A 21,577-nucleotide genomic window follows, 5' to 3' on the forward strand; every position below is an offset into this window, starting at 1 on the left:
AAATTAAAAAAACTGACGCCTAGTGAATTTAGGCGTCAGTTAGCGGCCTAACGGCCGGGGTTTTTCTTACTGTCTACGAAATGGGGTCTTGACCACAGTGAGTTGAAATTTATTGTATTCTGACTTATGTTAAAAGACTGCTTTTCTCAGCAGGCCAAGCTGCAGCGTCCAACAAACGTTACGCACCATTGTGTCATATTAGGCTCGTGCAAGTCTGGTTTCACTAGATTTACAAATTTCACCTGTACATCTAAATCAAACAAATCTTGTTTTTGCATTGTTAGACCCTCCTAATAATATGGTTTTGTTTACAATAAATGGTAACATTAAATCGGTTTTTAGTAAAGTGCATGAATAGATATTTAGTTTTGTAGAGAGTACGGCGGGTGAAGCCGTTACTTCGAAATGGGAACACAACACACGATTTGATAAATGGGAGGGTGAAAGGAATGTCGTGGAACCTGATAAATAAAGGTAGATATTGATAAGCTCTTAGGAGCATTGGATGCGAAGCTTGAGATGGCTTCTGATTCCAATCAAACTTCATCGGTATCCCAACAAAACAGTAATTGACAAACAAACTACGAGATCAACTCATAGAGAAGAAAAGAAGGCAAAGAGTACGATTATAAATATGATTGGAGTGCTTTCGGGATGTAAAGGCCAATAACCAAAAGTAGAGTTTGATGTAGTGACCGCGGCTCGCTCTTCGCCTACTGAATATTTTATTGGTGAAGTTGAATCAACACTACCTACAGTCACATCCAAAAAATCCTGTGCATCCACGGTAACATTGTTCTTTATTTGGACTTTGTGCACAGAATATCTTGCAGAAAGGCCAAACAGTCCAACAGTACAAATAATCAAAAAAACCGCATTCATCAGGCGGGGGAGGAAGTGGTAGGGAGCATGGTCGTTTGAAGCGGTAGTTTCCAGTAGGATAATGTATATAACAGTACTCTGAATATCCCGTAGGAGACCTGGGATCTGGTTCGCAATATTCACAGGTTATGGGACAGTCTCGATTTAAATATTTGCAATTACATTGCCTTATGCAATCAGATCTTGCTTGTTTATTCTCCAAACGGAAGCATTCCTGAACGCAGGATAGGTGATTTGAGGAAACTTGCGGCTTCTGTATAGCTTCTATTGGCTGACTTGGAGCGCTAGCCATTTGATAGTTTTCACAAATTGGCGGTGCTGGATATCCATATTGTAAAGGATGAATTCGTTGTATCGAATTTATCTGTGAAACTTGCTGTGCTTCTGCTCTGGTCTTCCGATTATAATAATCGTACTTTTCTTGGTTCTTAATCATAAATACCTCCAATTGCCCAAGATTTAGAATAAATTATGAGCAATTAACCAAGATGGATTGGATAGGTGCCTATTTATTTAGAAAATATTTCCATCTGTGTGGATAGATCGCACCCGAATACGCGCTGCTCAATCATGGAACATAGGAGGTACTTGTTAATGGAAGCTAATATTGTAATTGAAAATACAGACAATCAATTTTATGAGTATCTGGTTTATAAACTTTTTGAAGAAGTGAATACCCCTATACGGCATCTTATAGACGTAGTTGAAAGTGAAGCTATCGCGAATGATGTTGCGAAGTCCTTCGTAAATTGTCTCCAAAAGTCAGTACGACGTTTAACATAGTAGTTATTAAGAAAACGGAGAGTCGAAGATATGCCAATACGGTCTTTTCGTTGCCCAGGTTGTAACGAGTACAACCATGTAGATTATACCGATTACGACACCGAAGAAGCTGTCAAAGAGAATAAAGGAGTTTTTGATGACTGGAATTGTATGTGCGGGAAGAAAATGAAAACCGTTGTATGGGTAGCAGTTGATGATGACGAACAGGAGCTAATCACGACAGTGTAAAAAGAAAAATAGCCCTTCGCTTAGAACGGCACTATCGCTGAGTAGTTACTGTTTAGGAGTCGGAGTGGGTGTAGTTGTAGGTGGAGGTGGCGTGGGTGTAGGTGTAGGGGTGTTACCCGCATCAGGTAATCCGCTTCCGCTGGTGGAGGTGTTGGTCTGGGTGTTGGATCTTGTCCGGGAACCCAAACTGGTCATTGAGGTTGGGTTGCGGATCCTGAACTGGGTTGGGAATTTCCGTTGCTGTTACCAGGGCTGTTGTTGTTTCCAGGGCTGTTGGTATTGTCGTTGGCCAAAAGTAGTGTCATCTCCATATACGTTAGTTGATTTTAATATTCTGCTCCAAATTAATATTTCTATTAGCGCTTTAGTTATGGAGGGAAACGAGAGTGGATGAAGCGAGATGGAAAGAAATTAAAAGTTCTGATCCGTTATGGTTTTGCCACTTTCTCAGGAAAAACACTGTTTTCGATGGGGACAATATCGAAGCGATGTGACGGGAAATGATTCAAGAGATAGAACGGTTCCGCGGCGAAACTGCTCGGTTCCGTGAAGCACTCGAATATATCGCGGATGTGTCATTAGATAAGCGTTGCGAAAAAGCGGCAAAGGATGTATTGGCTGGCGGAAAGATCATTTAACACAACGGTAAATAGGAATAGCCCATCTTAGGAGTATTCCAAAGGTAGTTTATTCAGGGGAAATTCTGCGACATGCGATTTGTGCTGCTGGTATAGCAGTGCCAGCAGCTATCAGCGTGTCAAGGGTACCCATAGTGTAAGGAGCGCTTGCTGACATACAGCCAGCAACAACAACTTTAGTACAGTCATCAAAATCAAAGCCTTCATATTTATCCGCTGTATCATCAGCAAGTTTTTGTATACCTTCACGTAGTTCCTCAGGTATATCAGGAAATTCTGGCCAAGAAACCACAACATCATCAGTTATTACGTTAGGTACATGTTTAGACAACATGATAAAGACCCGAGTCCCGGCATCGCTGACCATTGCTCAGACGATCCTAGAGAGCAACTGGGGAAAGAGTGGTCTGACGCAAAAGGCAAATAATCTGTTTGGAATCAAGGGCACAGGTACAGCTGGTCATGTGTCTATGCCGACCAAAGAGTTTTCAGCCGGGAAATGGATTACGATCGACGCCAACTTTAGAGCCTACCACAACTGGGCTGAATCCATTGCTGACCACTCAAAGCTGATCCTGAATGGTACACTACTCGCTATCATGGCGTGACTACAAAGCGGCAAGCTATGCCATCTGGAAAGGCGGCTATGCGACTGATCCTGGCTATCCTGGAAAGCTGGTCAGCCTGATCGAGAAGTACGAGCTGCACCAATACGATGTTGATAAGCCTGACAACTCTATGGATAAAGATCAGCCTGAATTAAATCTGGAACAATGGGAGCGTGAAGCAGGTTTGCAGGCAATTGACAGTCTTGCTGCAAAAGGGCTGTTAAACGACCCGGAAGATTGGAAGAAACGTTTGACCGACGATCCAGCAGGCGTGCTGAACGAATTGCCCTGGCTCATGTTTACGATGTTAGACCGAGTGGCTAAGTAAAACGCAAGCCCTCCCCCTCGCCCTTAATTGGGTGAGGGGGCTTTTCTATTTTCTAGGACATATGTATTATATAGAAAATGCTGACAATTAAACTGGTTCATTAATAAGGTCTGTTCTGTGAAGGAGTGATACCGATGTTCCAAAACAAAGAGCGTATTGGAGCACCTGAAAGTGTCTCTTCATCTGAGAAAAAAGCCATAGAGTACAATAACATTCAACCATTTATAGGATCATCATTAACTGCAACTGCGAGAAAGGCTCTTCAATTGCAACCGAAAATAGGGAACCGAAATGTAACCCAACTTATGAAGAGCGGGATAAGACAACAGAAAAAGCAGGGAGAAGGTCGGAGCATTACCGATTGGGTGGAGCAATTCAAAAGTGCAGATTCCTTTCGAGGGCAAACGGAACACTCAGGTTCGGTTGTACAAATGGCCGGGTTAGATGATGAATATGATAGTGAAGATGAACATGAGGATGATGGTATTATTAAACCAGTATCGTCGGAGGTACCAGAAACGACATTTACAGCCCCACCTTCCCCGACTACAACCACAACGAGTTCAGTAGAAAAGCCAAAAACACCTACATCATCAGCCGAACTATCACCAACAACAAGTGGTAACATAGAACGGACTTCTCCATTTTACGACTATTCAGATGAAGGGTTACATGGATGATGAAGACTACTATACTGACAAAACAAAGACAATAATTAGTGACTTAAGTCCAGAACAGTTAGAGGAACTAAAGAAACATGGAAAAACAAAAAAGCCTTTAGATTACAAGTTAAAATTGAATATTATGATAAAAAAAGGTAAAAGAGATGTAGAAGCGCTAAAAAATATGGATCTGGGAATGCATCATAAACTCGACTTAAGCGATCCAGGTAAACGTAAAGTTTATGCGATCAAACGAAGTCTATTAAATAAGTCGATAGGGGGAGCACCAGATCAAGAATTTCGTATTGGTGATCAGTGGCTAAGGGTATCAAATGGGACAGGCAACTTTATAGGTGACGGAACTAATAAACCAGAAAGGGAAAAGGTCACAGAAGTAACTAAACATACAATACAGCATCCACTGGGTGATTATAAAAATTTAATTACAAAAATGCAAGGAATGGGCTCTGATCCAGCTGTGGTTGAACTCTATAGATTAGCCAAGAATGACGGAAACGAACTAAAAGAAAAGGGTAAGTTGTCAGATAATGAACTTGCTACTCTTATGTTATTCTACTTGGATGAAAACGTTAGTGATAAGTACAAAGGAAGAACATCTTTGACCGAACATTTGCAAAAATTTGCGGCTATAGCTAGCATTGCAGAAGAGACAAGGAGTTATGAAGCGATTAACGATGAGAGAGAAGCTACTCCTTACTCGGCTTTAGAGATAATTAAACACGATTTACGGAATGTTTCGAAAAGTATTTACACGCTTGATGAAGTGTTTTATAAAGGCACAAATGGGAAAGGAAGTCGCTTCCCAGGCGCGCCAACTGATGGTGGGGCCGATGCTCTACGATACCCATTTTCATCAAAACACCAAGAGAAGTGGGAAGAGCAAATGCGTGATTTCTCGGGTAACAAGAAGGAATTCAAATCAGAACTTAACTCTGTCGTTTCAAATAGCAGGTTGTCCTTACCAGAACTAAGCGCTGAGCAGATAGAAGAACAGAACAAGAAAAGAGAAAAGTTTTTGAACGATATGAAAAGTAAAGAAGGTAAACAAAACGTTGAGGACTTGCTAGAGCTGATTGAGGAATTGACTCCGGAAAAATTAAATTACGATCAAAAAAGTTTAGAGAATTATAAGAACGTATACTTGAACAAGCTTAAAAGATGGGAATCCGAATACTTATCATTTAGTGAAGTCGTGTCAGAAATCAAAAAGGCTGAAGAAGAACTGAGATCGATGGTAGACGGATTTAAAAAGACAATGGAAAACGCGATATCTAATAAAGGAAAAAGACCCAGAAACATCTTCCACAAGCCGTATTCTAAATAGTGAATCACCAAATGACAGTGAAATACAACACCCATCCAGTTCAAATCTTCATTAGGTACAAATTTATCAAACATTGAGATTCACTCCAGTAAAGGTATATCTACATTTTGGACATAGGTGTCTATTAAGTAAACATTAAGCAAAGGGTACACGAATTATGTTCGATGGATTTACAAAACACACGTTTTGATAAATAGCAAAATAAAAAAGACACTCCTTGAATAATTAAGGAGTGTCCATGAAGTCCAAGATTAATGTTGGGACTATACTTGGGCAATCTGTTTTAAGACAATGATCGCTCTATTTAGAGGATGGTTACATTATTGGGGGGCCAGGGCAACAATAACCGCAGCCATCATCCCAGCAACAGGGGAAACAACGTCTAGCTCGCGCTTGATATTGCCCAGATGATTCATATGGTTGATAACTCACCAATTGACCTTTTACTTTCTTGAATTTCTTAGAAACAGATTTCTTCTTTTTCATGAGGTACTTCCCCCTTTATAACGATCTAAGATAACTTATTAACAAAATTTCCCTCTTGACTGGACGAGTGCTTGCAATTGTGAAAAATGGACGTTAAAACTGCAGGCGCAGTGGGGGAGGATGTTCTTTACAAAACATTACTTGTGATAATGAAACCTTCTTGATTAAACCAAGTATCGTATTTTCTGATCACTTTAGCGGTGGCTTCACATTCATTCCGACCATGTTGTTACAAGCCCACAAGCTGATGCCGATTGCATTTCGACGTCAGCTCGCGGACTAGATGCATGCCATGTGTGCTTTGTTTTAGCCAACTTTCCTGATCACTTTCGAATTTCCGCCTGAACTGACAATGATCCATCCTTCAGGAACAGGCGAGGCTTGCATTACCTCAATCTGTGTTCCATTAGGAGCACCATTGACATTTCTAATCACATTCGATCCTCCAAAGGCTCGAACCATGATCCATCCTTTTGGAATAGGCGAGGCGAGCATCACCTCTACCTCAGTGCCATAAGAAGCACCGTTCATATTCTTGATTACATTCGATCCTCGAAAGGCTCGAACCATGACCCATCCGGTTGGGATAGGCGAAGCGAGCAGCACCTCTACCTCCGTGCCATAAGAAGCACCGTTCACATTCCTGATCAGGTTCTGGGTTCCTAAAGTTCTAACGATAACCCATCCGGCTGGAATAGGTGAGGTAAGCGACACCCAGATTTCTGATTTTTTTATTGGAAGCGTAGGTGGTTGCCTTTTCCTGTGTAGGGAGCGCTGCCCCTTGGACTTGTGTGGCTAGAGAGGGTACTACGACGACTGAACTTAATGACAGGATAATAAGTGCTTTTTTAAACATGAGCATCAACCTTTCATGATAAAAGTTGTTTGGAAACTATCATCGAGTAGAGGTCAATTGTTGCAGCATTTCTTGCAAAAAAAGAGGTGACTATCATTTCATTCCTTGGATACCAACATATACCATTTTATTACAAAATCGACCCTCGTAACTTTAGGAGAAATTGTCGAACAGCGGTTAAAATTGACAATATTTTGAATAACTGAAGAAAGTGCAAATGGAGGCAGTTGTGAGATTTGGCCAGATGAAAGCATTAAAAGAGTGGAAAAGAACCCAATTTCTCGAATATATGTATGGTAGGCTCCGATGCTCCGCTTCCATTCGCGGTAATTAGATTCTCATCACGGACAGATTGAGCATCTACATAATGTTGATCTCCTCTGTAATTTGGGGCTCCTTGCTTCTCTGCATTCGGTTACTGCATTGGAAAAAAACGGGCTGGAGGAGGAATGGAACCAGTTTCCCGGAGCAATTTAACACAAGAGAAATTGTGATGAACTATGTTAATCCTTCTTATCGATTAACTTAGTAAGCAGGTCTTCGATTCTCTGTAAATGTTGATTGGTTTGCTTCAGCAGATAATACAAATTCACAATTGAGATCATTACCACAATCCCAAAAACTAATACATCCATTTTAATACCACCTTAATTGGTAATTATTAGTAAATTTGTGCTTTTGTGAATGATAGCATGAAAGTAAAGAAATCGCGATATTTAACAAAATATTTCCGGAGTAAAAAAGAGACAAAAAAATAAGCCCCAGAAGGGATCCCGTATAAGTCGCCAGCCTTTCACTATCTATACGGTACGAACCGCCAAGACATCCTGATTGTGTTCTTGTCCATTTTTTCTGCACGAATAAACCTCCTATTTGCCGTCTGGTGCAAGCTTGCCGCATGAAAACTCCAGTCAATTTTGACAAATAAAGTGAGTGAGTGGTAGATTCTATTTATACTAATTCTTTAATTTGGGTGGGCCTATGAATAAAAAATTACAAATTTACATATCGTCTACTTACTACGATCTTATTGAGGAAAGACATACCGCTGTTGAAGCCGTACTTCAAGCCGGTCATATCCCTGCTGGAATCGAGCAATTTTTCAAAGAAAGTCCAATGAAAATTAGGAAGAGATGGATCGATGAGTCCGATGTATATATCCTGATTCTCGGAGGATTCTATGGTTTAACGCTTCCTGATGAATCCAAGAGCTATACGCATTGGGAATATGAGTATGCCGGAGAAGCGGGTAAACCTAGATTTGCTTTTGTTGTCACAGATGAAGCATTAAGACAAAAGCCATACGACTTCGCAGCAATTGAATACTATCAGAAGTTTCAAGAGTTTAAGCAATCGGTCATGGAACAAATTCCTACCTATTATGTTGAAGATGTACGGCACATTAAAATGGTACTTCGTGATCAATTGCCGGAGTATGCAGCAAGAAACGATTTGTATGGCTGGTTTTCCGGCAAGGATGTCCAGGACATTCAAAAGCTATTGGAAGAGAATGCAAGATTAAAGGCGGAGTTGGAGAAAAAGAAATGAAAGAGGGGCTGGCACAACCAGCCCCTTTTTTTATTTGGAAAAAATTGCGATTGCATGTTCGCATGTCGTTCTCATAAAATAGGAACAGACGTTCGTGAGTAGGTGATTAACATGGAGACAATCCAAGCAGTGATTGATGGCCAACTCCAAGCTGTTCCCGTTTTAACTCCAAAGCATCTAAAAGCAATAAGCAAAATCCGTACTGGGGCAAGTCCTGGATGCGCCCCTGACATTCTCCGGGATCTGATCGAGGCTGGATTGGTGGATGAGACTTCGAATGACCATATTGTATGAACATCATTATGAGGAAGTCGTGGCTCCGCTACCCCAGGTTGGCCCAGATTCCTTGGCAGAAATGAACTTGATCATTTACGACTCGGTGCGAAAAGACTATGCGATCAATGTTAGTTGGCACGAGGACTGTATCCGTAGGGAATGGGGCGTGGTAAAAGACATCGACCGGGATGAGAACAAGATCAAGCTTGTTCGCGTTGATGGAGTGTGGTGGGTGCCCATTGAAAAAATGCTGCAGGTTGAGCGAGTGTATTAGACAATGATTCAACCTGACCAATGGCGAGAAATCCTGCATGAAACGATCCTATACGGCATGCTGTTTAAGGCGATAGCGCTTAATGCAGAAAGTATCTGTACGACTCAATCTGTGCAGATGAGTATGCGATATTTTTTTGTGGCAAGAGAAGGTATGCATACCTATATATACTTGTAGTAAATACTGCGCTGATAATCTACTATATGTATGTGCACTTTTTTATTCACGTATTACTTCTTGTGTACCCCAATTTGCTTAAAGCAGTTGGGGGCTTTTTTGTTTACTCATTCCTCACGCGAGGCAAAATTTCCAACCAGACATTAGGATAATCCCAATAAGCTGAATGATTTATGGATGACCGATTGTAAATATTAAACTAACTGGCAGGATAGTGTGATCTGTTGCTATATTGATCTATATACAGTTGACTACCACTCAATGTAAATGTTACTTTTTAATAATACCCATTTTATGGGTCACTATTTAAGGAGTGCTTGGTATGAAGTTACCATTACACGATCGATTCATTGAGCAAGCAATTGAGTATGTAAGCCAAGATCAACGACTTATAGGTCTCCTCGCAGGCGGATCTATGATGTATGGAGAAATGGATGAGTATAGTGATCTGGATTTAATAATCGTCTACAATTATGCTTTTCGAAACGAGATCATGGAACAACGCTTCCGAATTGCCGAAAGGCTCGGTAATTTACTTTCTGCATTCACAGGCGAGCATGTCGGCGAACCCAGATTGCTTATTTGTTTATATGGCCCAGCCCCTCTTCATGTCGACCTTAAATTTGTACAACTGGAAGAGCTCGAATCCCGAGTCGAGAACCCACTGATTCTTTGGGAGAGAGGTTCTGGTATTGCAACGATACTCAGTAAAACAAGTCCCTCTCTCTCTTTCCCTGATCCTCAATGGATCGAAGATCGCTTCTGGGTATGGGTGCATTACTGCGCCACAAAATTAGGGAGAGGCGAATTATTCGAATTAATCGATACTCTAACATTTATGCGCAATGCAGTGTTAGGACCGTTGGTACTCATTCGCAATGGTCATTCCCCGAGAGGGGTTCGAAAGCTCGAGAAATACGCTATCAAGGAACTGGAGGAACTAAAAGGAACGATTCCCATCCACAGCTTTGAAAGTTGCTACCACGCGCTAAAAAATACGATCAAGATGTACCAAAGTCTACGCCAAGGTTCGGAAATTGTACCTAGGAAGGAAGCAGAACGCGTCTCAATCGAGTTTCTTGATGGTATATATTCAGGACAATCCCAATAGCAACTTGTTCAACTAACGTGTAACGAAAGCTGAATACAAAGAGCCAAAAGTCGGTAATCCTTAGCATAGGAAAACCGACTTTTCTTTTGGTAAAAACTGTCTCAGTGTGCCCGTAACAGTGTGTTAAAGGTGCAATGTCCTCTGTAGTGAGAATAACGAAGTCCAGGATTATCAAACGGTTCGGGTTCTGCAGGCAATTCTGATTCCCTGAAGTATATTCTAAAAAACGTAGGGAAGATAAGAAATGAGATGTTATGTAGGAGGTCAAAAATGAAGAAGTCAGTCATGTTTATATGGATGGGAATCGTCCTAATGATTACAGTAGTTAGCATCATGAAAATAACCGACAAAATTGAGCAAAAAAGTGTCATTCAGCAGGCAGACTTAAAAAATAATTCAAATGTATCGCAAGAGCAAGGGGCTAATTGGGAATCTGTAAAAAAAGTGTTTAACAAGGGGACTGTTCAAAACGATGTATTTAAAGTCACGTTTCCACGTTCCGATTTGCATGTAGAAGTCGGGGATGTTCAACTCGATCCGAACCTTGCTTTAACATCTTACTTAGCATTCAAACAAGTGGGCAACCATTCGATGATGATGGGCGATCTTGTTCTTCTTGAAAAAGAAGTAAAACCTGTCGAGAACTTGTTAGTGGAGCAAGGGATTGAAGTGACTGCTTTGCACAACCACATCATGGAAGAAAATCCAAAGATCATGTATTTGCATGTTGCTGGTCATGGTGATCCAGTAACTCTGGCTCAAAAAATGAAGCATGTTCTTGGCCTCACAGGCACTCCATTAACTTCTGCGCCAGCTGAGAGATCTCCGTCTACTTTTAACTGGTCTAAGGTTGAGAGCATCATGGGGTGGAAAGGTGAGAAAAAAGGAAAGGTGTTTCAATTCTCTATACCGAGACCAGAGGAAATTACAGAAAAAGGTATAAGTATCCCACCTGCTATGGGTATCGCCATGCCTATTAACTTACAATTGATTGGTGACAAGGCAGCAACTACTGGTGATTTCGTTTTGTTGTCAAACGAAGTGAATCCAGTTGTTCGTGAATTAACGAAAAATGGCATAACCGTAACAGCGGTACATAATCACATGTTAGATGAATCTCCTCGGTTATTCTTCTTGCATTTCTGGGCAGTAGATGAACCTGAAAAGTTGGCTCGTGGTCTCCGTGCGGCGCTAAATCAAACCACAGTTGGGACACAATGAAAGTAGCCATAGCGGGAATAGCCGGTAGCCTTCGCGTAAAGGATACCGGCTTTATTTCGATACAAACGGATAAACATAGAACATTAACCTAGCGTGCCGCATACTCACAAGCAAGCGTTTTACGGCGTTGCGAAATCATTGGTTACCGGAGAGGATCACGATTTTGTTTACGTGCAGCCGTTAATAAAAGCACGCGTCAAAATGCGGAATTGGACGAGGAGCGGCATGCTTCGTTCGTCCGTCTTCGTAGATTTTATTCTGGCAGTATAGGTGTAAAGATAAATGCACCCGTGGGGCAATCAAGCTCCTAGGTGCACTTTTTTTAAGGGATAGTCATTTCAAATTCTGCCCACTTTTTGCCCACGAAAAAATGAAAAGTTTCGAAATCATTTGAAAGGGCACTCGGTGAAATCATTGATACAACGGGATTTGTCTTAATGAGTGGATAGGCATTGAGGGAATGTTCAAATTTTTCAACGCTCGTGACAAGCCGTTAAACAAAGAAGATTTCGGTATGAAATTTCCATCTTTCCTGCGCAATACGAGTTTTAGATCATGATGGTACTGTTCCCCGAATCCTAGTTTGTTTTGGTTCTGGTAGGATAAGTGACTTTTTCTTGGGGTGCACAAGCTCAATTATGTTAAACAGGCAGTTAGTTTGGGTTGACCCTTTCATTTATCGTATTTTGTTTTTCAACCAACCTTGGTCTTTCATTTGTGTCCCCACTACCAGAGATGGCTACGACTACTGTAATAGTTACAACAGCTCATGAAAGTAAGCCTAGCTTCATGTAGAGTCACTCCAATCAAAAGAGAATTACCAACATTTGAATAATAAAGGATTGAAAAAAAGAAAGGAAATATGTATAAGCCCCGTTGGGCCGGGGCCTTGAATCTAGCAATTGCAATTGCAAGGGAAAGGAAAGATGTTTATAACGAAATTTAATGGAATCGTGATGATGGTGAACGTCTCATTGCTACCAGTGTAGACCCGAACGCGAAAACCATTTGGTCCGACACTGAGAAGACAACCGGTAAATGTATCAAATATAGTTTTTACTACAACAATTCTGTTGATTAATCGGACTGCTTTTCTACGATTCTTTCTTTGTATTTCTAAGGACACTCTTCTCGCCGAAGTTGTAACACCTTTTTGTGCCGCCAATTCTGGCACCTCCTTTTAAACGATCTTTCATACTATATTTGATGCTTTTGTGAGAGAGATACGCGTATAATTTGCCTCCGTTCGCCAGCCACTCTGAGACGTTTGAATTGAATTACTATCACGTCAGTTCTCGACATATTAATCACCTTGCTTCTCTCACATGGTATAGAGAATGCAAATGGGGGAAGCTTGGCAACTGATACGAGCCTATGGTAAACGTAAATGTGCTAATTGATGCGCAAGTTCATTTTATAAAGGCTTATCCAAATTAACTACAAAGTTTAGAGGGCAATTATGTAAAAAGGGCAGCTTATAAAGCTGCCCATAAACATTGAAAATTACTCGCAACTGCAAGCCAAAAAAGCCAGCGCTCATTAATGTCACTCCTTAATTGTGATTGAGGATAACCCCCAAAAATTAAGGTATGTCATATAACGAACTATGCAATGGCGTTTGACGACGAGACCGGAAGTGAAATCGAAATCTCTTTTTCTCTGGAACGGGATTTCCTCACTGTATATGTATCAGGAAACTGCACGTGGGATGTCGTAAGGCTGTACGAGGAAATTTTGGCGATGCTCCCTGATGAGGAGGATGCAGCATGACCGAGCGACAGATCATTGAAACGCTGGCAACGAAGGTGATGGGTTGGCATCCGATACCGACAAAACCGAGCAGACCGCCAGAAGCATTCCCGGCGTTTTACTTCCCAATCTACGGAATATGGAGGACGGCTGCATAGTAGCCCAAAAGGATGCTGACGGAGTAATTGACACAGCGGAATGGAACCCACTCCAAAACATAGACGATGCGTGGATGATCGAGGAGAAGTTCAAAAAAGGTGATCCAATACTTCGGGCAAAGTTCGCTGTGCTCTTGCTGGTCCTCATCTACAAAGTTGAACCGAAGGACATTTGCAATGCAGCTCTGGAAGTCGTTGCTTAACAAAACGGTAATTTTATTAGTAGGCTTCAAGTGTACTTAAGATGACCAAGAATGTTGATGAGCTTGCCAAATGGGTCGCGGACGTAGAAACGCCGAACACCCCAAGGCTCATCTGCTGGCCCATATTCAATTGGAAACCCTGCATTCTTCATTCGTTCGATGGCTGTATCGATATCATCGACTTCAATTGATAGATCCGGAGTAAGAGTGTGGGAACCTCCCTGTGAAGCAAAACTAATTTGAACGCTCATTTCTTCGGCAGTCCCGTAAGTTGCGATCCAACCATGATCCATCAATAAATTTAGGCCGAGCACGTCCTGATAAAAGCATTTAGCTGCGGCGATATCCTGGGTGTCTATATTGGCGACGATTCGTTTGACCTTCATTTCGTACCCTCCAAATTATTTGCGTTTTTTACTAATCTTTTGATTATTTTACATGAAATATAAGTAATGAACAAAACAATCGATTTGTAAAACAAGGGAGGGAGAGGGTGGAGATAAGGAGGTGGTTACTGTGAAAGAATTTTATCTACTCAGCCTAAAGTGGTCCCGAGCAAAAGATCGGTATGTATGGTGGGGACAAGACAACGGGGGATATGTTGAAGATTTGAATCAGGCCGGGCTTTATACCGAGGAAACAATCAACAGTATACCTCGTTCCTACAAAAATACAAGGGTTGTTCCTGTTCTCAAGGAAGTGGCAGAGAACTTGTTTATCCAGAAAGTAGTCCCTGCCACTAGTGCTAACTGGAACGCGATGAACATTGACATAACTACGTTGAAAGAATACTGATTTAACAAAAAGAAGGGCTGAAGTGACTCAGACTCGATCGAGTGGCTTGTATGGTTTAGGGGGCAACTGTGCTTTGATTTCATCTCCAAGAAATACCTCTCCACCGATGAGTACAATACCCATTACACCAGCCTTACGGATGAGGTTACCATTTTGCTCTCTGTCTAGTACTGCAGCCATCAAACCAGGTTGGAAGTTATCCAACTGGGTACAGGGATTACGTAGGCCCGTAAGTTCAACCACAGTTGATTTGCCAATAGTCAGTTTTGTTCCGGTAGGCAGAGCAAGTAAATCGACACCTTCAGTGGTAATATTTTCACCTATTTGACCAGGAGCGCCAGTAAAGCCCTTTTCCTGTAATTCAGTAAACAAACGATGCCAGATAATCTTTCCATGAAATAGCACCTCCAGACATTATTATAAATGCTTGGAGAGGTAAGATCGAGTGACTTAACAAAACGGAAATGCAAGATAGTCATTTGCAAATACAAAGAAGTGTCCCAAAGGACACCCTAATTGAACAGCATTATTTATGCTCTTGAAAGTGCATAGATTTCAACCAAAAAGTTTGCTTGTGCACCCTTGGGATTCCCAATGTAAAGAGAGCGAGTAGATATAACATCAGTGATTTTTTCGCTAACTACTCCAGTAAGATGAGTAGGATCATTGCCACCACTAACATCTTGACTGACATCAAAACTAATTTGATTAGGATTGGAAACTCCACTTATTACCCATTGAAAATTAACTGTGTCTGGCGGAAGGACTTCCGTACCAATATTTGAGCTAGAACGATGCGATTGACCAGGCAGCGGGGAAGGAGCGGAATAAATAGCGCCGATAAACGTCGACTTAAGTGCACTCATGAAAAAACACCCTCTCAGGAAAGTAACTACATGAAGATCATATTTCAAGAAAATGGTAAATATGCAATCGATTTTAAACAACTTACTAGAAGTACGGGGGCATTTTACAAAGCACACGATTTGTTAAATGGGAGACCTTGTATGGATGAGTCAATGAAGAAAGAAATCGAAATGGTCAAGCAGCGTGACAGATGTGATGATTGTAGACTTGCTGAAAACGGAAGATATTTTGGCCCTGATATGTTTTTGCCACGGACTCGTAAAGCGGAGGTCGTCTAAATGAAACGTGAAATGTCAGAAAATCTTAAAAGCATTACTATTGGGCAAGTTTTGGAGTATTGAAAACGGAGGCAAGAAGCAAAAACGATGGGGGAATTCAAGGCTTTGGGCAGGGAAAACCGAGACAGACACGGACTAACGGAGAGGGAAGCAATCGCTTTGCTTAGCCTAGAGATCAATATCCAAGCTTAACACAAGCTCAATTATGAAAAACAATCAGCTCGATTAGATAAAAAGACATGAAGGAAATAGACGAAAAAAAGACCACCCCTCTACCATTTTCATGGTCTTTGGGATAGCCTCTTTTGTAATACCTCACTTAGTCAGGACACATGCATTTAGTGTAGGGTGGAAACCAAAGGCAGGGAGGAGTACATCTAGCTAGGGGTTTACTACCTATCTTTTGAAGAAGTTTTTTGAACATTCCTAATCACCTCCTATTTATGGATGAATTTAACTTTCAATTAAAATAGTAACACATGGAGATGAGTATTTGTATACAGACTTTTCTGAAATTTATTCGAGCATGTGCATCCTACATTACCCCGGCAGCAAATGGAGCATGGCTGACTGGATCATCGAGCATATGCTAGAACATACCACATATTTGGAACCATACTTCGGATCCGGAGCAGTATTTTTCAACAAAGAATCATCCGCTCTTGAAACGATCAATGACCTTGATGGAGATGTGGTAAATCTGTTCAAAGTTATCCGTGATCATCCAGAGGATTTAGCAAACAAGGTTAAATGGACCCCCTATAGTCGGGAAGAATACTACAACCCCTATCACGTTGAGGGAGAGGGGGACGAGTTTGAAAGGGCAAGGAGATGTTTTTGGTTCGGTGCTGGATGGCGAGGGGTGGAAAAATATCTGACAGAACCGGATGGAAGCATAACATCGACGTATCAAATGCACCCAACAACAGGATGCCTGATCAATGGAGTAAAGTGCCTGATCGGATATTGTCGGTAACGGATAGATTGAAAAGGGTGCAAATAGAACAACAGCCAGCTTTGCAATTGATTGAACGTTATAAAAATCCAAGCGTTTTGATTTATGTTGATCCACCTTATTTGTTATCAACAAGGAGCAAACGTTTGTACAAGAAAGAGATGACGGATGCTGACCATATTAAATTGCTCGACGCATTAGACGAACATCCGGGACCTGTGATACTAAGTGGTTACGATAATGATTTATACAACATTTGCCTAAAGCATTGGCGGAAATGGGTCGCATCAGAACAGAAGTTATCTGGATCAATCCAGTGGCAGCTGATCAAGTGGGGCAGCAGACAATCTTCTCGCTGCCTGGCATATAGCGGATAGATGCAAAATGCTCAGAGTGTTATGTACTTCTTCAAACTACTCGTAGTATTTCGCAGCATATAAGATTTTTGCGAAGGCTTCCCAAGAAGGGATGTATGGCGACATTGGGGTTTCAAGCGAAGCAGCCATTGATTCGAGAAAATGATTTAGGGAGATATTTTCCCAATCTGGATTGTTTTCTAACTCAGCGAGCGATCTTTGAATAAAATCGATTAGGTCCTGTTTTGTATATGTTTGACCATCTTTTTGACCAACGTCCATACAAGGTTCTCCTCAATTTGCTCAATTTGATAATCAATGTCGCATTACATTAAATCTGGATTGTTCATTGATATTTGTCGAACCGAAGGAAACTCAGAGGGGGAGATACAAAAAATCACATAACTATCTGGATAGTGACCAAGGATATCAATTTGTCGATAGGGTTGTTTTTCAAGACAAAAGTTTAGGCTATGCAGCTTAATTTCTTGATGAAGGTATTTAGGAAGATAAGTTGAGTTATTACGGTCAATAGTTATTGCAGCATGGAAGGCCACTTGTTTTAATTCGCCTCTCCAATAGCTAGATACACTAACTTCATAACAGATGTCTTCCAACAGACGTTTATGTAACTTTTTTCGTTGCCTTTTATTCAATGTTCATCACCATATGCCTTTGTTTTTAAATGTGGGATTCTTTTGAAGTTTAAACCGCTTTTTTCCCTTGAACAAGCAAATTTACAAAATGTGTACTTGGTATATTGACCATCATTAGAATGAAAAAACCCGGCAATAGCCGGGCGGTTGAAAACTACCTATTGTTTTCTGAAGTCGTCAGTAAGAATGCCGGAGAACCCCCAATTTTCATCATCAATTTCTTCAATAACGATGTGAGTATGTTCAGGTTTTTTGCCAAGAACGTTAACAAGAGTTTCAGTGAACTCTTTCACAATCTGAGCCTTTTGATCACGGGTTGCACCTTTTGTAATTTGAAGGTTGATATATGGCATTTGTCCACATCTCCAATCAGTTTCTTTTATAACGTAGACGGACAAGTTAACAAATAGTTTCAATCATATTAACAGATTGGGTGACACGGATTTTTTAACTTAATAGTTAGGGAGGCAAATAGCCATGACAGTTTACAAGATCAAGGGTCTATCAGGAACAGTCGAGCAGGTCATTACCTTGTCAGCGGAAACACCCGAGCAAGCGTTGGAAGATGCGAAGCAATACTTTCCCGAAAGATTGCATGGTCACCTGTCTGTCAGCTCAGACGATTCAGAGTACCGGGAATTGCTTCGGAAAAACGGCTATCCAGATCACGTTCTGGCTCTATTCAGCGACGAGGACTGCGAGGGCGAATGCGAGGCGGTGGGGATTGTATGACAAGTCCGACCATGAACATCCTGGTCATAACCTGCAATGACGTGTTCGGAGTAAAGTGGTTCGAGGTTCGGATCGAAGGGATCGGCAATGTAGAGATCATGCTCGACACCATGAAGGGCTTCGGTGTAACCAAAAGTCTGAACGGGACCAAGAAGTTGAGAGCCTGGCTGCAAACGGAAGAAGGAAAGGCGTTTGTTCTCGGGAAGAGCGGTCACTTAACACAGCGGTAATTAAGGAAAATGGCTCAATTACCTACTTAAGACAAAACAATAACCCACTGTCGCCAGTGAGTTAATATTTTAAAAACTTATATTTTTTTTAGCAAGTGGTCATAAAACTATAGCACCAGCCAGTACAACCATACTCAGAAAGTGGATAGCCATCTTGTACTTGATTTGCGAATTTAACCTGTACATCTAAATCAAACAAATCTTGTTTTTGCATTGTTAGTACCTCCTAATAATGTGGTTTTATTTACAATATATGGTAACTTATAAACGGTTTTTAGTAAAGTACATTAATAGATATTTAGTTTTGTAGAGAGTAAGGATGGTGAAGCTGTTACTTCCAAATGGGTAACACAACACACGTTTTGATTAATAGGAAATTAAAAAGACACTCCTTGAATAATGAAGGAGTGTCCATGAAGTCCAAAATTAGTGTTGGGATTATACTTGGACATTCTCTTTTAAGAAAACGATCGCGGTATCTTAGAGGATGGTCATACTGGTGGGCGGGTAGGGCAACATAAACCGCAGTCATCATCCCAGCAACACGGGAAACAACGTCTAGCTCGTGATTGATATTGCCTAGATGATTCATATTGCCCATATGATTCATATGGTTGATATTGCACCAATTGACCTTTTACTTTCTTGAATTTCTTAGAAACAGATTTCTTCTTTTTCATGAGGTACTTCCCCCTTTATAACGATCTAAGATAACTTATTAACAAAATTTACCTCTTGACTGGACGAGTGCTTGCAATCGTCAAAAATGGACGTAAAAAACTGCCCACCTTTTCTTAAGTAATGTTTTGTAAAGAACATCCTCTCCCACTGCGCCATGCATCACTTGTTTTGCCTAACGGAACGAAATTTCGACATGTGTTGTGTCTGCTGGAATAGATAAACCCTTGGGAAGAGGAGTTTATGTTTGGAGCAATTTTATTAACGGGACCAATATTTGCGTTCGCTTTGAATTTAATTACTCCCAAAAGAAGTCTCTCTCTTCTATACGGCGACGGACGGGGAGTGACACTTGGCTTGACAAAAAAAAGAGCCACAGTAAGCGGCTCTCTCATTATAATCTTATTTCCCATAAGTATTTGTAGCCCAGACAGGATACCAGCCTTTATCAGCGTGCTTTGTGTTATAAACAACTGTATTACCGTCATCTTGAACAACTAGAATGTCGCCAGTGAGGTCAGCTGGCACATTACTTTTTCCGTAATGGCGTGGAGCCCAATCTTCGGGAGCAAATCTCCATATAGTATAGCCTTTTCCCCTTTCTTGTAAACCAAGAGCTACTGGGAAATTAAGAGTTTTGGCGAATCCTAAATATTCGGGATAATATGATTTATAATAACCAGTAGCTGGATCAATATAATCAGCATGAAATTTAGCAGTGCCTGAAGCCCAGAGAGACGTTGTGGAATTATTGAAATTCTTATAAAGTACGAGATTTCCATCGTTCTGCATGATGAGGGAATATATACCATTATTCGAGGTTAACACTTGACCTTTTTCGAGTGTTTCACCAACTTTGAGCGTACTCTTTGCAGACGCCGCTGAGACAATGGAGAGCTGAAGCATGAATACCGCAAACAAAATTAATGAGAATTTTTTCATAATAACCTCTTTTCTAATAGTATTTTAATTCTGGTGCAAAGCTTGTTATAAAGTGGTTGTGAGGAAATATTTACCGATAAAACTAGTGGTGCAAAAGATAAAAGGCAAGGATTGGAAGATGTTTTTCGATTTGTTCGTCCTTCTGATACCTTAGTGGTTTGGCGTTTGGATCGTTTAGGAAGGTATGGTCAGGAATTTTTAGGGTTTATTAACTCAACGTACACTTAAACATTAGCATCAACCTTTCTATGATAATACCAATATATTCCACTATATATGATGTCCATTCTCATTTCTTTAGGAGATATTGTCGAATAGTAGACAAGTGGACGACATTTTGAGCAAAAGTGAGAAAAACAAATGATCCTCTAATCAATAGATTTACGAGGATGATATTTTGCAAAGTCCGGAGAGAGTGCTTGGCGAAGTGAGTTCATGAGAGTGCAGACCCTTTAGCTTACTGGAAGCATCAAAGTGATTGTGAATATGACATAATCATAGGAAACTTTACGAAAATCCGGAGTTGTTAGAAGCTGTTTAACATAAGAGAAAGTAAGAAAACGAGAGCATGATCGCCCTCGTTCTCTATGAAAATAGCAATTATCCTCTACTGCAAAGAGTAATCCACGGCGGGCAAACCCCCCAGCCCAACGGGGAAGCGGAAGCAGAAGCAGCAACCGGAACAGAAGCTACAATCATTACAGTGAAAACAACAGCAAGCAACTTTTTCATATGTATCACCCCCTGTCTAAATGTTCTAAATATAATATACCATTAATTACAAATTATGTAAAAAATATCGATGCGGGGAAGTGAAATTGTGTGCGAGCACATGTGGTGGATTGACGGAGAAGAAAAGCTGTTTTGCGTTAAGTGTGGGCAGGCAGCGGAGCCAAAGTATTTAACACAATATTACTTGAGAGAAGGGGAGGATGGAATGAAGTGTAGCAGACATAATTTTGCTAGCGAAAAAAGAAAAACTCCTGCAAGAAGACAGGAGTCGAAAATGTTTTCTCACTATATCAAGGGTTCTGACGAAACCGAAGCAATTGCACAACTGCGTGTCCATCAAATTCCTTTTATGGCGATTTAGTTATTACAAAAGTTAATACTCTTCTAAAAAAGCCAGTTGGGTTATAGATACGCATAAACCATCTATCTAGTCCATATGGGTAATTTTGAAGCACATATACAGGTTCATTTTGTTCAATGAGCCATCCAGCACTGATAACCCTCCTAGTACCTTCTGGTGCTGGTATCAAGGCGATATTTTGATATGAATATGGTCTAATCTCGATGGGCGTAAAACTGTGGCGCCAAAAGCCATTTCCGAGACTGTCTGTTATACGAACATTTTTCCGACTTAGGGTGATGATTTTTGTACGTTTTACACCTCTTTTTTTCACAATCTTGGATGATTTTTTTTTCATGCTTTCACCTTCTACGCTTATTTACGTTTCGTAGGATCAACATATGAAGGAAAAGAGATAATGCTTGGACTAATTTACATGAGTTAAAAAAATGGGGGAATTCAATAATTAGAGCTCAGACTGAA

At 40.8% G+C, this 21,577-nt stretch carries 35 protein-coding genes; 21 read left to right on the forward strand and 14 right to left on the reverse strand.

What is annotated here, in order from left to right; translation table 11 throughout:
- Nucleotides 1-146: 146 nt before the first annotated feature.
- Entirely contained in the window at nt 147-278 is a 132-nt protein-coding gene (locus tag ACFVS2_RS33840; RefSeq protein WP_390240961.1) for a hypothetical protein, read from the reverse strand.
- A 1,198-nt stretch (nt 279-1,476) separates the two neighbouring features.
- Here ACFVS2_RS33840 and ACFVS2_RS33845 point away from each other — a divergent pair.
- From ACFVS2_RS33845 to ACFVS2_RS33855, 3 genes are all read left to right on the forward strand, one after another.
- The gene (locus ACFVS2_RS33845) at nt 1,477-1,665 is read left to right on the forward strand and encodes a hypothetical protein (protein WP_390240963.1); all 189 of its coding nucleotides are present in this window, start codon (nt 1,477-1,479) and stop codon (nt 1,663-1,665) included.
- 30 nt (nt 1,666-1,695) lie between these two features.
- The gene (locus tag ACFVS2_RS33850) at nt 1,696-1,893 is read left to right on the forward strand and encodes a hypothetical protein (protein ID WP_390240965.1); all 198 of its coding nucleotides are present in this window, start codon (nt 1,696-1,698) and stop codon (nt 1,891-1,893) included.
- 500 nt (nt 1,894-2,393) lie between these two features.
- The gene (locus ACFVS2_RS33855; protein ID WP_390240967.1) at nt 2,394-2,531 is read left to right on the forward strand and encodes a hypothetical protein; all 138 of its coding nucleotides are present in this window, start codon (nt 2,394-2,396) and stop codon (nt 2,529-2,531) included.
- A 49-nt stretch (nt 2,532-2,580) separates the two neighbouring features.
- On the opposite strand, the gene ACFVS2_RS33860 is transcribed toward ACFVS2_RS33855, so the two are convergent.
- Nucleotides 2,581-2,865, reverse strand: coding sequence for a hypothetical protein (locus tag ACFVS2_RS33860; RefSeq protein ID WP_390240969.1), 285 nt, complete (start codon nt 2,863-2,865; stop codon nt 2,581-2,583).
- Here ACFVS2_RS33860 and ACFVS2_RS33865 point away from each other — a divergent pair.
- The 4 genes from ACFVS2_RS33865 (at nt 2,864) to ACFVS2_RS33880 (ending at nt 5,474) form a co-directional block, all read left to right on the forward strand.
- A complete protein-coding gene (locus tag ACFVS2_RS33865) occupies nt 2,864-3,139 on the forward strand; it encodes a glycoside hydrolase family 73 protein (protein WP_390240971.1) in 276 nt (91 codons plus the stop codon). The genes ACFVS2_RS33860 and ACFVS2_RS33865 overlap by 2 nt on opposite strands.
- Nucleotides 3,111-3,467, forward strand: coding sequence for a hypothetical protein (locus ACFVS2_RS33870; RefSeq protein WP_390240973.1), 357 nt, complete (start codon nt 3,111-3,113; stop codon nt 3,465-3,467). The genes ACFVS2_RS33865 and ACFVS2_RS33870 overlap by 29 nt, the downstream gene beginning before the upstream one ends.
- A 134-nt stretch (nt 3,468-3,601) precedes the next feature.
- Entirely contained in the window at nt 3,602-4,147 is a 546-nt protein-coding gene (locus ACFVS2_RS33875; protein ID WP_390240975.1) for a hypothetical protein, read from the forward strand.
- A complete protein-coding gene (locus tag ACFVS2_RS33880; RefSeq protein ID WP_390240977.1) occupies nt 4,140-5,474 on the forward strand; it encodes a hypothetical protein in 1,335 nt (444 codons plus the stop codon). Before ACFVS2_RS33875 ends, ACFVS2_RS33880 begins: the two co-directional genes overlap by 8 nt.
- A 792-nt stretch (nt 5,475-6,266) precedes the next feature.
- Here ACFVS2_RS33880 and ACFVS2_RS33885 read toward each other — a convergent pair.
- Both ACFVS2_RS33885 and ACFVS2_RS33890 read right to left on the reverse strand, forming a co-directional pair.
- Entirely contained in the window at nt 6,267-6,599 is a 333-nt protein-coding gene (locus ACFVS2_RS33885; protein WP_390240979.1) for a hypothetical protein, read from the reverse strand.
- A gap of 31 nt (nt 6,600-6,630) precedes the next feature.
- Entirely contained in the window at nt 6,631-6,816 is a 186-nt protein-coding gene (locus ACFVS2_RS33890; RefSeq protein ID WP_390240981.1) for a hypothetical protein, read from the reverse strand.
- A gap of 981 nt (nt 6,817-7,797) precedes the next feature.
- On the opposite strand from ACFVS2_RS33890, the gene ACFVS2_RS33895 reads away from it, so the two are divergent.
- The 6 genes from ACFVS2_RS33895 to ACFVS2_RS33920 all read left to right on the forward strand — a co-directional run bounded on the left by ACFVS2_RS33895 (nt 7,798) and on the right by ACFVS2_RS33920 (nt 13,330).
- Nucleotides 7,798-8,364 carry a DUF4062 domain-containing protein gene (locus ACFVS2_RS33895; protein WP_390240983.1) on the forward strand — a complete coding sequence of 189 codons (567 nt, stop codon included), beginning with the start codon at nt 7,798-7,800 and terminating at the stop codon, nt 8,362-8,364.
- A gap of 111 nt (nt 8,365-8,475) precedes the next feature.
- Nucleotides 8,476-8,658, forward strand: a complete 183-nt coding sequence (locus ACFVS2_RS33900; protein ID WP_390240985.1) for a hypothetical protein — start codon at nt 8,476-8,478, stop codon at nt 8,656-8,658.
- Nucleotides 8,642-8,914 (forward strand): hypothetical protein, encoded by a 273-nt coding sequence (locus ACFVS2_RS33905; protein ID WP_390240987.1) that lies wholly within the window; start codon nt 8,642-8,644, stop codon nt 8,912-8,914. The genes ACFVS2_RS33900 and ACFVS2_RS33905 overlap by 17 nt, the downstream gene beginning before the upstream one ends.
- Before the next feature lie 499 nt (nt 8,915-9,413).
- Nucleotides 9,414-10,202, forward strand: coding sequence for a nucleotidyltransferase domain-containing protein (locus ACFVS2_RS33910; protein ID WP_390240989.1), 789 nt, complete (start codon nt 9,414-9,416; stop codon nt 10,200-10,202).
- Nucleotides 10,203-10,472: 270 nt separating this feature from the next.
- Nucleotides 10,473-11,423: a DUF1259 domain-containing protein gene (locus ACFVS2_RS33915; protein WP_390240991.1), complete on the forward strand. Its 951-nt coding sequence runs from the start codon at nt 10,473-10,475 to the stop codon at nt 11,421-11,423.
- Nucleotides 11,424-13,189: 1,766 nt separating this feature from the next.
- On the forward strand, nt 13,190-13,330 hold the full coding sequence (locus tag ACFVS2_RS33920; RefSeq protein ID WP_390240993.1) for a hypothetical protein: 141 nt from the start codon (nt 13,190-13,192) through the stop codon (nt 13,328-13,330).
- Between the two features lie 229 nt (nt 13,331-13,559).
- Here ACFVS2_RS33920 and ACFVS2_RS33925 read toward each other — a convergent pair whose 3' ends face one another.
- Nucleotides 13,560-13,919 (reverse strand): VOC family protein, encoded by a 360-nt coding sequence (locus ACFVS2_RS33925; RefSeq protein ID WP_390240995.1) that lies wholly within the window; start codon nt 13,917-13,919, stop codon nt 13,560-13,562.
- A gap of 130 nt (nt 13,920-14,049) precedes the next feature.
- Between ACFVS2_RS33925 and ACFVS2_RS33930 the strand changes: the two genes are divergently transcribed.
- The gene (locus ACFVS2_RS33930) at nt 14,050-14,328 is read left to right on the forward strand and encodes a hypothetical protein (protein WP_390240997.1); all 279 of its coding nucleotides are present in this window, start codon (nt 14,050-14,052) and stop codon (nt 14,326-14,328) included.
- Between the two features lie 27 nt (nt 14,329-14,355).
- Here ACFVS2_RS33930 and ACFVS2_RS33935 read toward each other — a convergent pair whose 3' ends face one another.
- Both ACFVS2_RS33935 and ACFVS2_RS33940 read right to left on the reverse strand, forming a co-directional pair.
- Nucleotides 14,356-14,733: an MOSC domain-containing protein gene (locus ACFVS2_RS33935; protein WP_390240999.1), complete on the reverse strand. Its 378-nt coding sequence runs from the start codon at nt 14,731-14,733 to the stop codon at nt 14,356-14,358.
- A gap of 125 nt (nt 14,734-14,858) precedes the next feature.
- Entirely contained in the window at nt 14,859-15,194 is a 336-nt protein-coding gene (locus ACFVS2_RS33940) for a DeoR family transcriptional regulator (RefSeq protein WP_173621424.1), read from the reverse strand.
- A gap of 30 nt (nt 15,195-15,224) precedes the next feature.
- Between ACFVS2_RS33940 and ACFVS2_RS33945 the strand changes: the two genes are divergently transcribed.
- The 3 genes from ACFVS2_RS33945 (at nt 15,225) to ACFVS2_RS33955 (ending at nt 16,805) form a co-directional block, all read left to right on the forward strand.
- Complete coding sequence (locus ACFVS2_RS33945; protein ID WP_390241001.1) at nt 15,225-15,473, forward strand: hypothetical protein; 249 nt, start codon at nt 15,225-15,227, stop codon at nt 15,471-15,473.
- A gap of 562 nt (nt 15,474-16,035) precedes the next feature.
- Complete coding sequence (locus tag ACFVS2_RS33950; protein WP_390241003.1) at nt 16,036-16,449, forward strand: DNA adenine methylase; 414 nt, start codon at nt 16,036-16,038, stop codon at nt 16,447-16,449.
- Complete coding sequence (locus tag ACFVS2_RS33955; protein WP_390241005.1) at nt 16,404-16,805, forward strand: DNA adenine methylase; 402 nt, start codon at nt 16,404-16,406, stop codon at nt 16,803-16,805. The genes ACFVS2_RS33950 and ACFVS2_RS33955 overlap by 46 nt, the downstream gene beginning before the upstream one ends.
- A 36-nt stretch (nt 16,806-16,841) precedes the next feature.
- On the opposite strand, the gene ACFVS2_RS33960 is transcribed toward ACFVS2_RS33955, so the two are convergent.
- The 3 genes from ACFVS2_RS33960 to ACFVS2_RS33970 form a co-directional block, all read right to left on the reverse strand.
- A complete protein-coding gene (locus tag ACFVS2_RS33960; protein ID WP_390241007.1) occupies nt 16,842-17,066 on the reverse strand; it encodes a DUF7660 family protein in 225 nt (74 codons plus the stop codon).
- Nucleotides 17,067-17,110: 44 nt separating this feature from the next.
- On the reverse strand, nt 17,111-17,440 hold the full coding sequence (locus ACFVS2_RS33965; RefSeq protein ID WP_390241009.1) for a hypothetical protein: 330 nt from the start codon (nt 17,438-17,440) through the stop codon (nt 17,111-17,113).
- 158 nt (nt 17,441-17,598) lie between these two features.
- Nucleotides 17,599-17,793, reverse strand: a complete 195-nt coding sequence (locus ACFVS2_RS33970) for a tautomerase family protein (protein ID WP_017249218.1) — start codon at nt 17,791-17,793, stop codon at nt 17,599-17,601.
- 124 nt (nt 17,794-17,917) lie between these two features.
- On the opposite strand from ACFVS2_RS33970, the gene ACFVS2_RS33975 reads away from it, so the two are divergent.
- Both ACFVS2_RS33975 and ACFVS2_RS33980 read left to right on the forward strand, forming a co-directional pair.
- Nucleotides 17,918-18,172 (forward strand): hypothetical protein, encoded by a 255-nt coding sequence (locus tag ACFVS2_RS33975; RefSeq protein WP_390241011.1) that lies wholly within the window; start codon nt 17,918-17,920, stop codon nt 18,170-18,172.
- Nucleotides 18,169-18,402, forward strand: coding sequence for a hypothetical protein (locus tag ACFVS2_RS33980; RefSeq protein WP_390241013.1), 234 nt, complete (start codon nt 18,169-18,171; stop codon nt 18,400-18,402). The genes ACFVS2_RS33975 and ACFVS2_RS33980 overlap by 4 nt, the downstream gene beginning before the upstream one ends.
- Nucleotides 18,403-18,490: 88 nt before the next feature.
- Here ACFVS2_RS33980 and ACFVS2_RS33985 read toward each other — a convergent pair whose 3' ends face one another.
- Both ACFVS2_RS33985 and ACFVS2_RS33990 read right to left on the reverse strand, forming a co-directional pair.
- Nucleotides 18,491-18,616, reverse strand: coding sequence for an FDLD family class I lanthipeptide (locus ACFVS2_RS33985; protein ID WP_390241015.1), 126 nt, complete (start codon nt 18,614-18,616; stop codon nt 18,491-18,493).
- Nucleotides 18,617-19,482: 866 nt separating this feature from the next.
- Nucleotides 19,483-20,022: a hypothetical protein gene (locus ACFVS2_RS33990; protein ID WP_390241017.1), complete on the reverse strand. Its 540-nt coding sequence runs from the start codon at nt 20,020-20,022 to the stop codon at nt 19,483-19,485.
- A 66-nt stretch (nt 20,023-20,088) separates the two neighbouring features.
- Between ACFVS2_RS33990 and ACFVS2_RS33995 the strand changes: the two genes are divergently transcribed.
- Nucleotides 20,089-20,250 (forward strand): recombinase family protein, encoded by a 162-nt coding sequence (locus tag ACFVS2_RS33995; protein ID WP_390241039.1) that lies wholly within the window; start codon nt 20,089-20,091, stop codon nt 20,248-20,250.
- 372 nt (nt 20,251-20,622) lie between these two features.
- Here the strand turns inward: ACFVS2_RS33995 and ACFVS2_RS34000 are convergent, their stop codons facing one another.
- On the reverse strand, nt 20,623-20,754 hold the full coding sequence (locus ACFVS2_RS34000) for a hypothetical protein (RefSeq protein WP_255654144.1): 132 nt from the start codon (nt 20,752-20,754) through the stop codon (nt 20,623-20,625).
- 88 nt (nt 20,755-20,842) lie between these two features.
- Here ACFVS2_RS34000 and ACFVS2_RS34005 point away from each other — a divergent pair, with 88 nt between their 5' ends.
- A complete protein-coding gene (locus ACFVS2_RS34005; protein ID WP_390241019.1) occupies nt 20,843-21,115 on the forward strand; it encodes a hypothetical protein in 273 nt (90 codons plus the stop codon).
- Here the strand turns inward: ACFVS2_RS34005 and ACFVS2_RS34010 are convergent.
- Nucleotides 21,102-21,452 (reverse strand): hypothetical protein, encoded by a 351-nt coding sequence (locus tag ACFVS2_RS34010; protein WP_390241021.1) that lies wholly within the window; start codon nt 21,450-21,452, stop codon nt 21,102-21,104. The genes ACFVS2_RS34005 and ACFVS2_RS34010 overlap by 14 nt on opposite strands.
- Nucleotides 21,453-21,577 lie beyond the last annotated feature (125 nt).

The organism is Brevibacillus sp. NPDC058079 (genome assembly GCF_042885155.1).
Taxonomy (GTDB): Bacteria; Bacillota; Bacilli; order Brevibacillales; family Brevibacillaceae; genus Brevibacillus.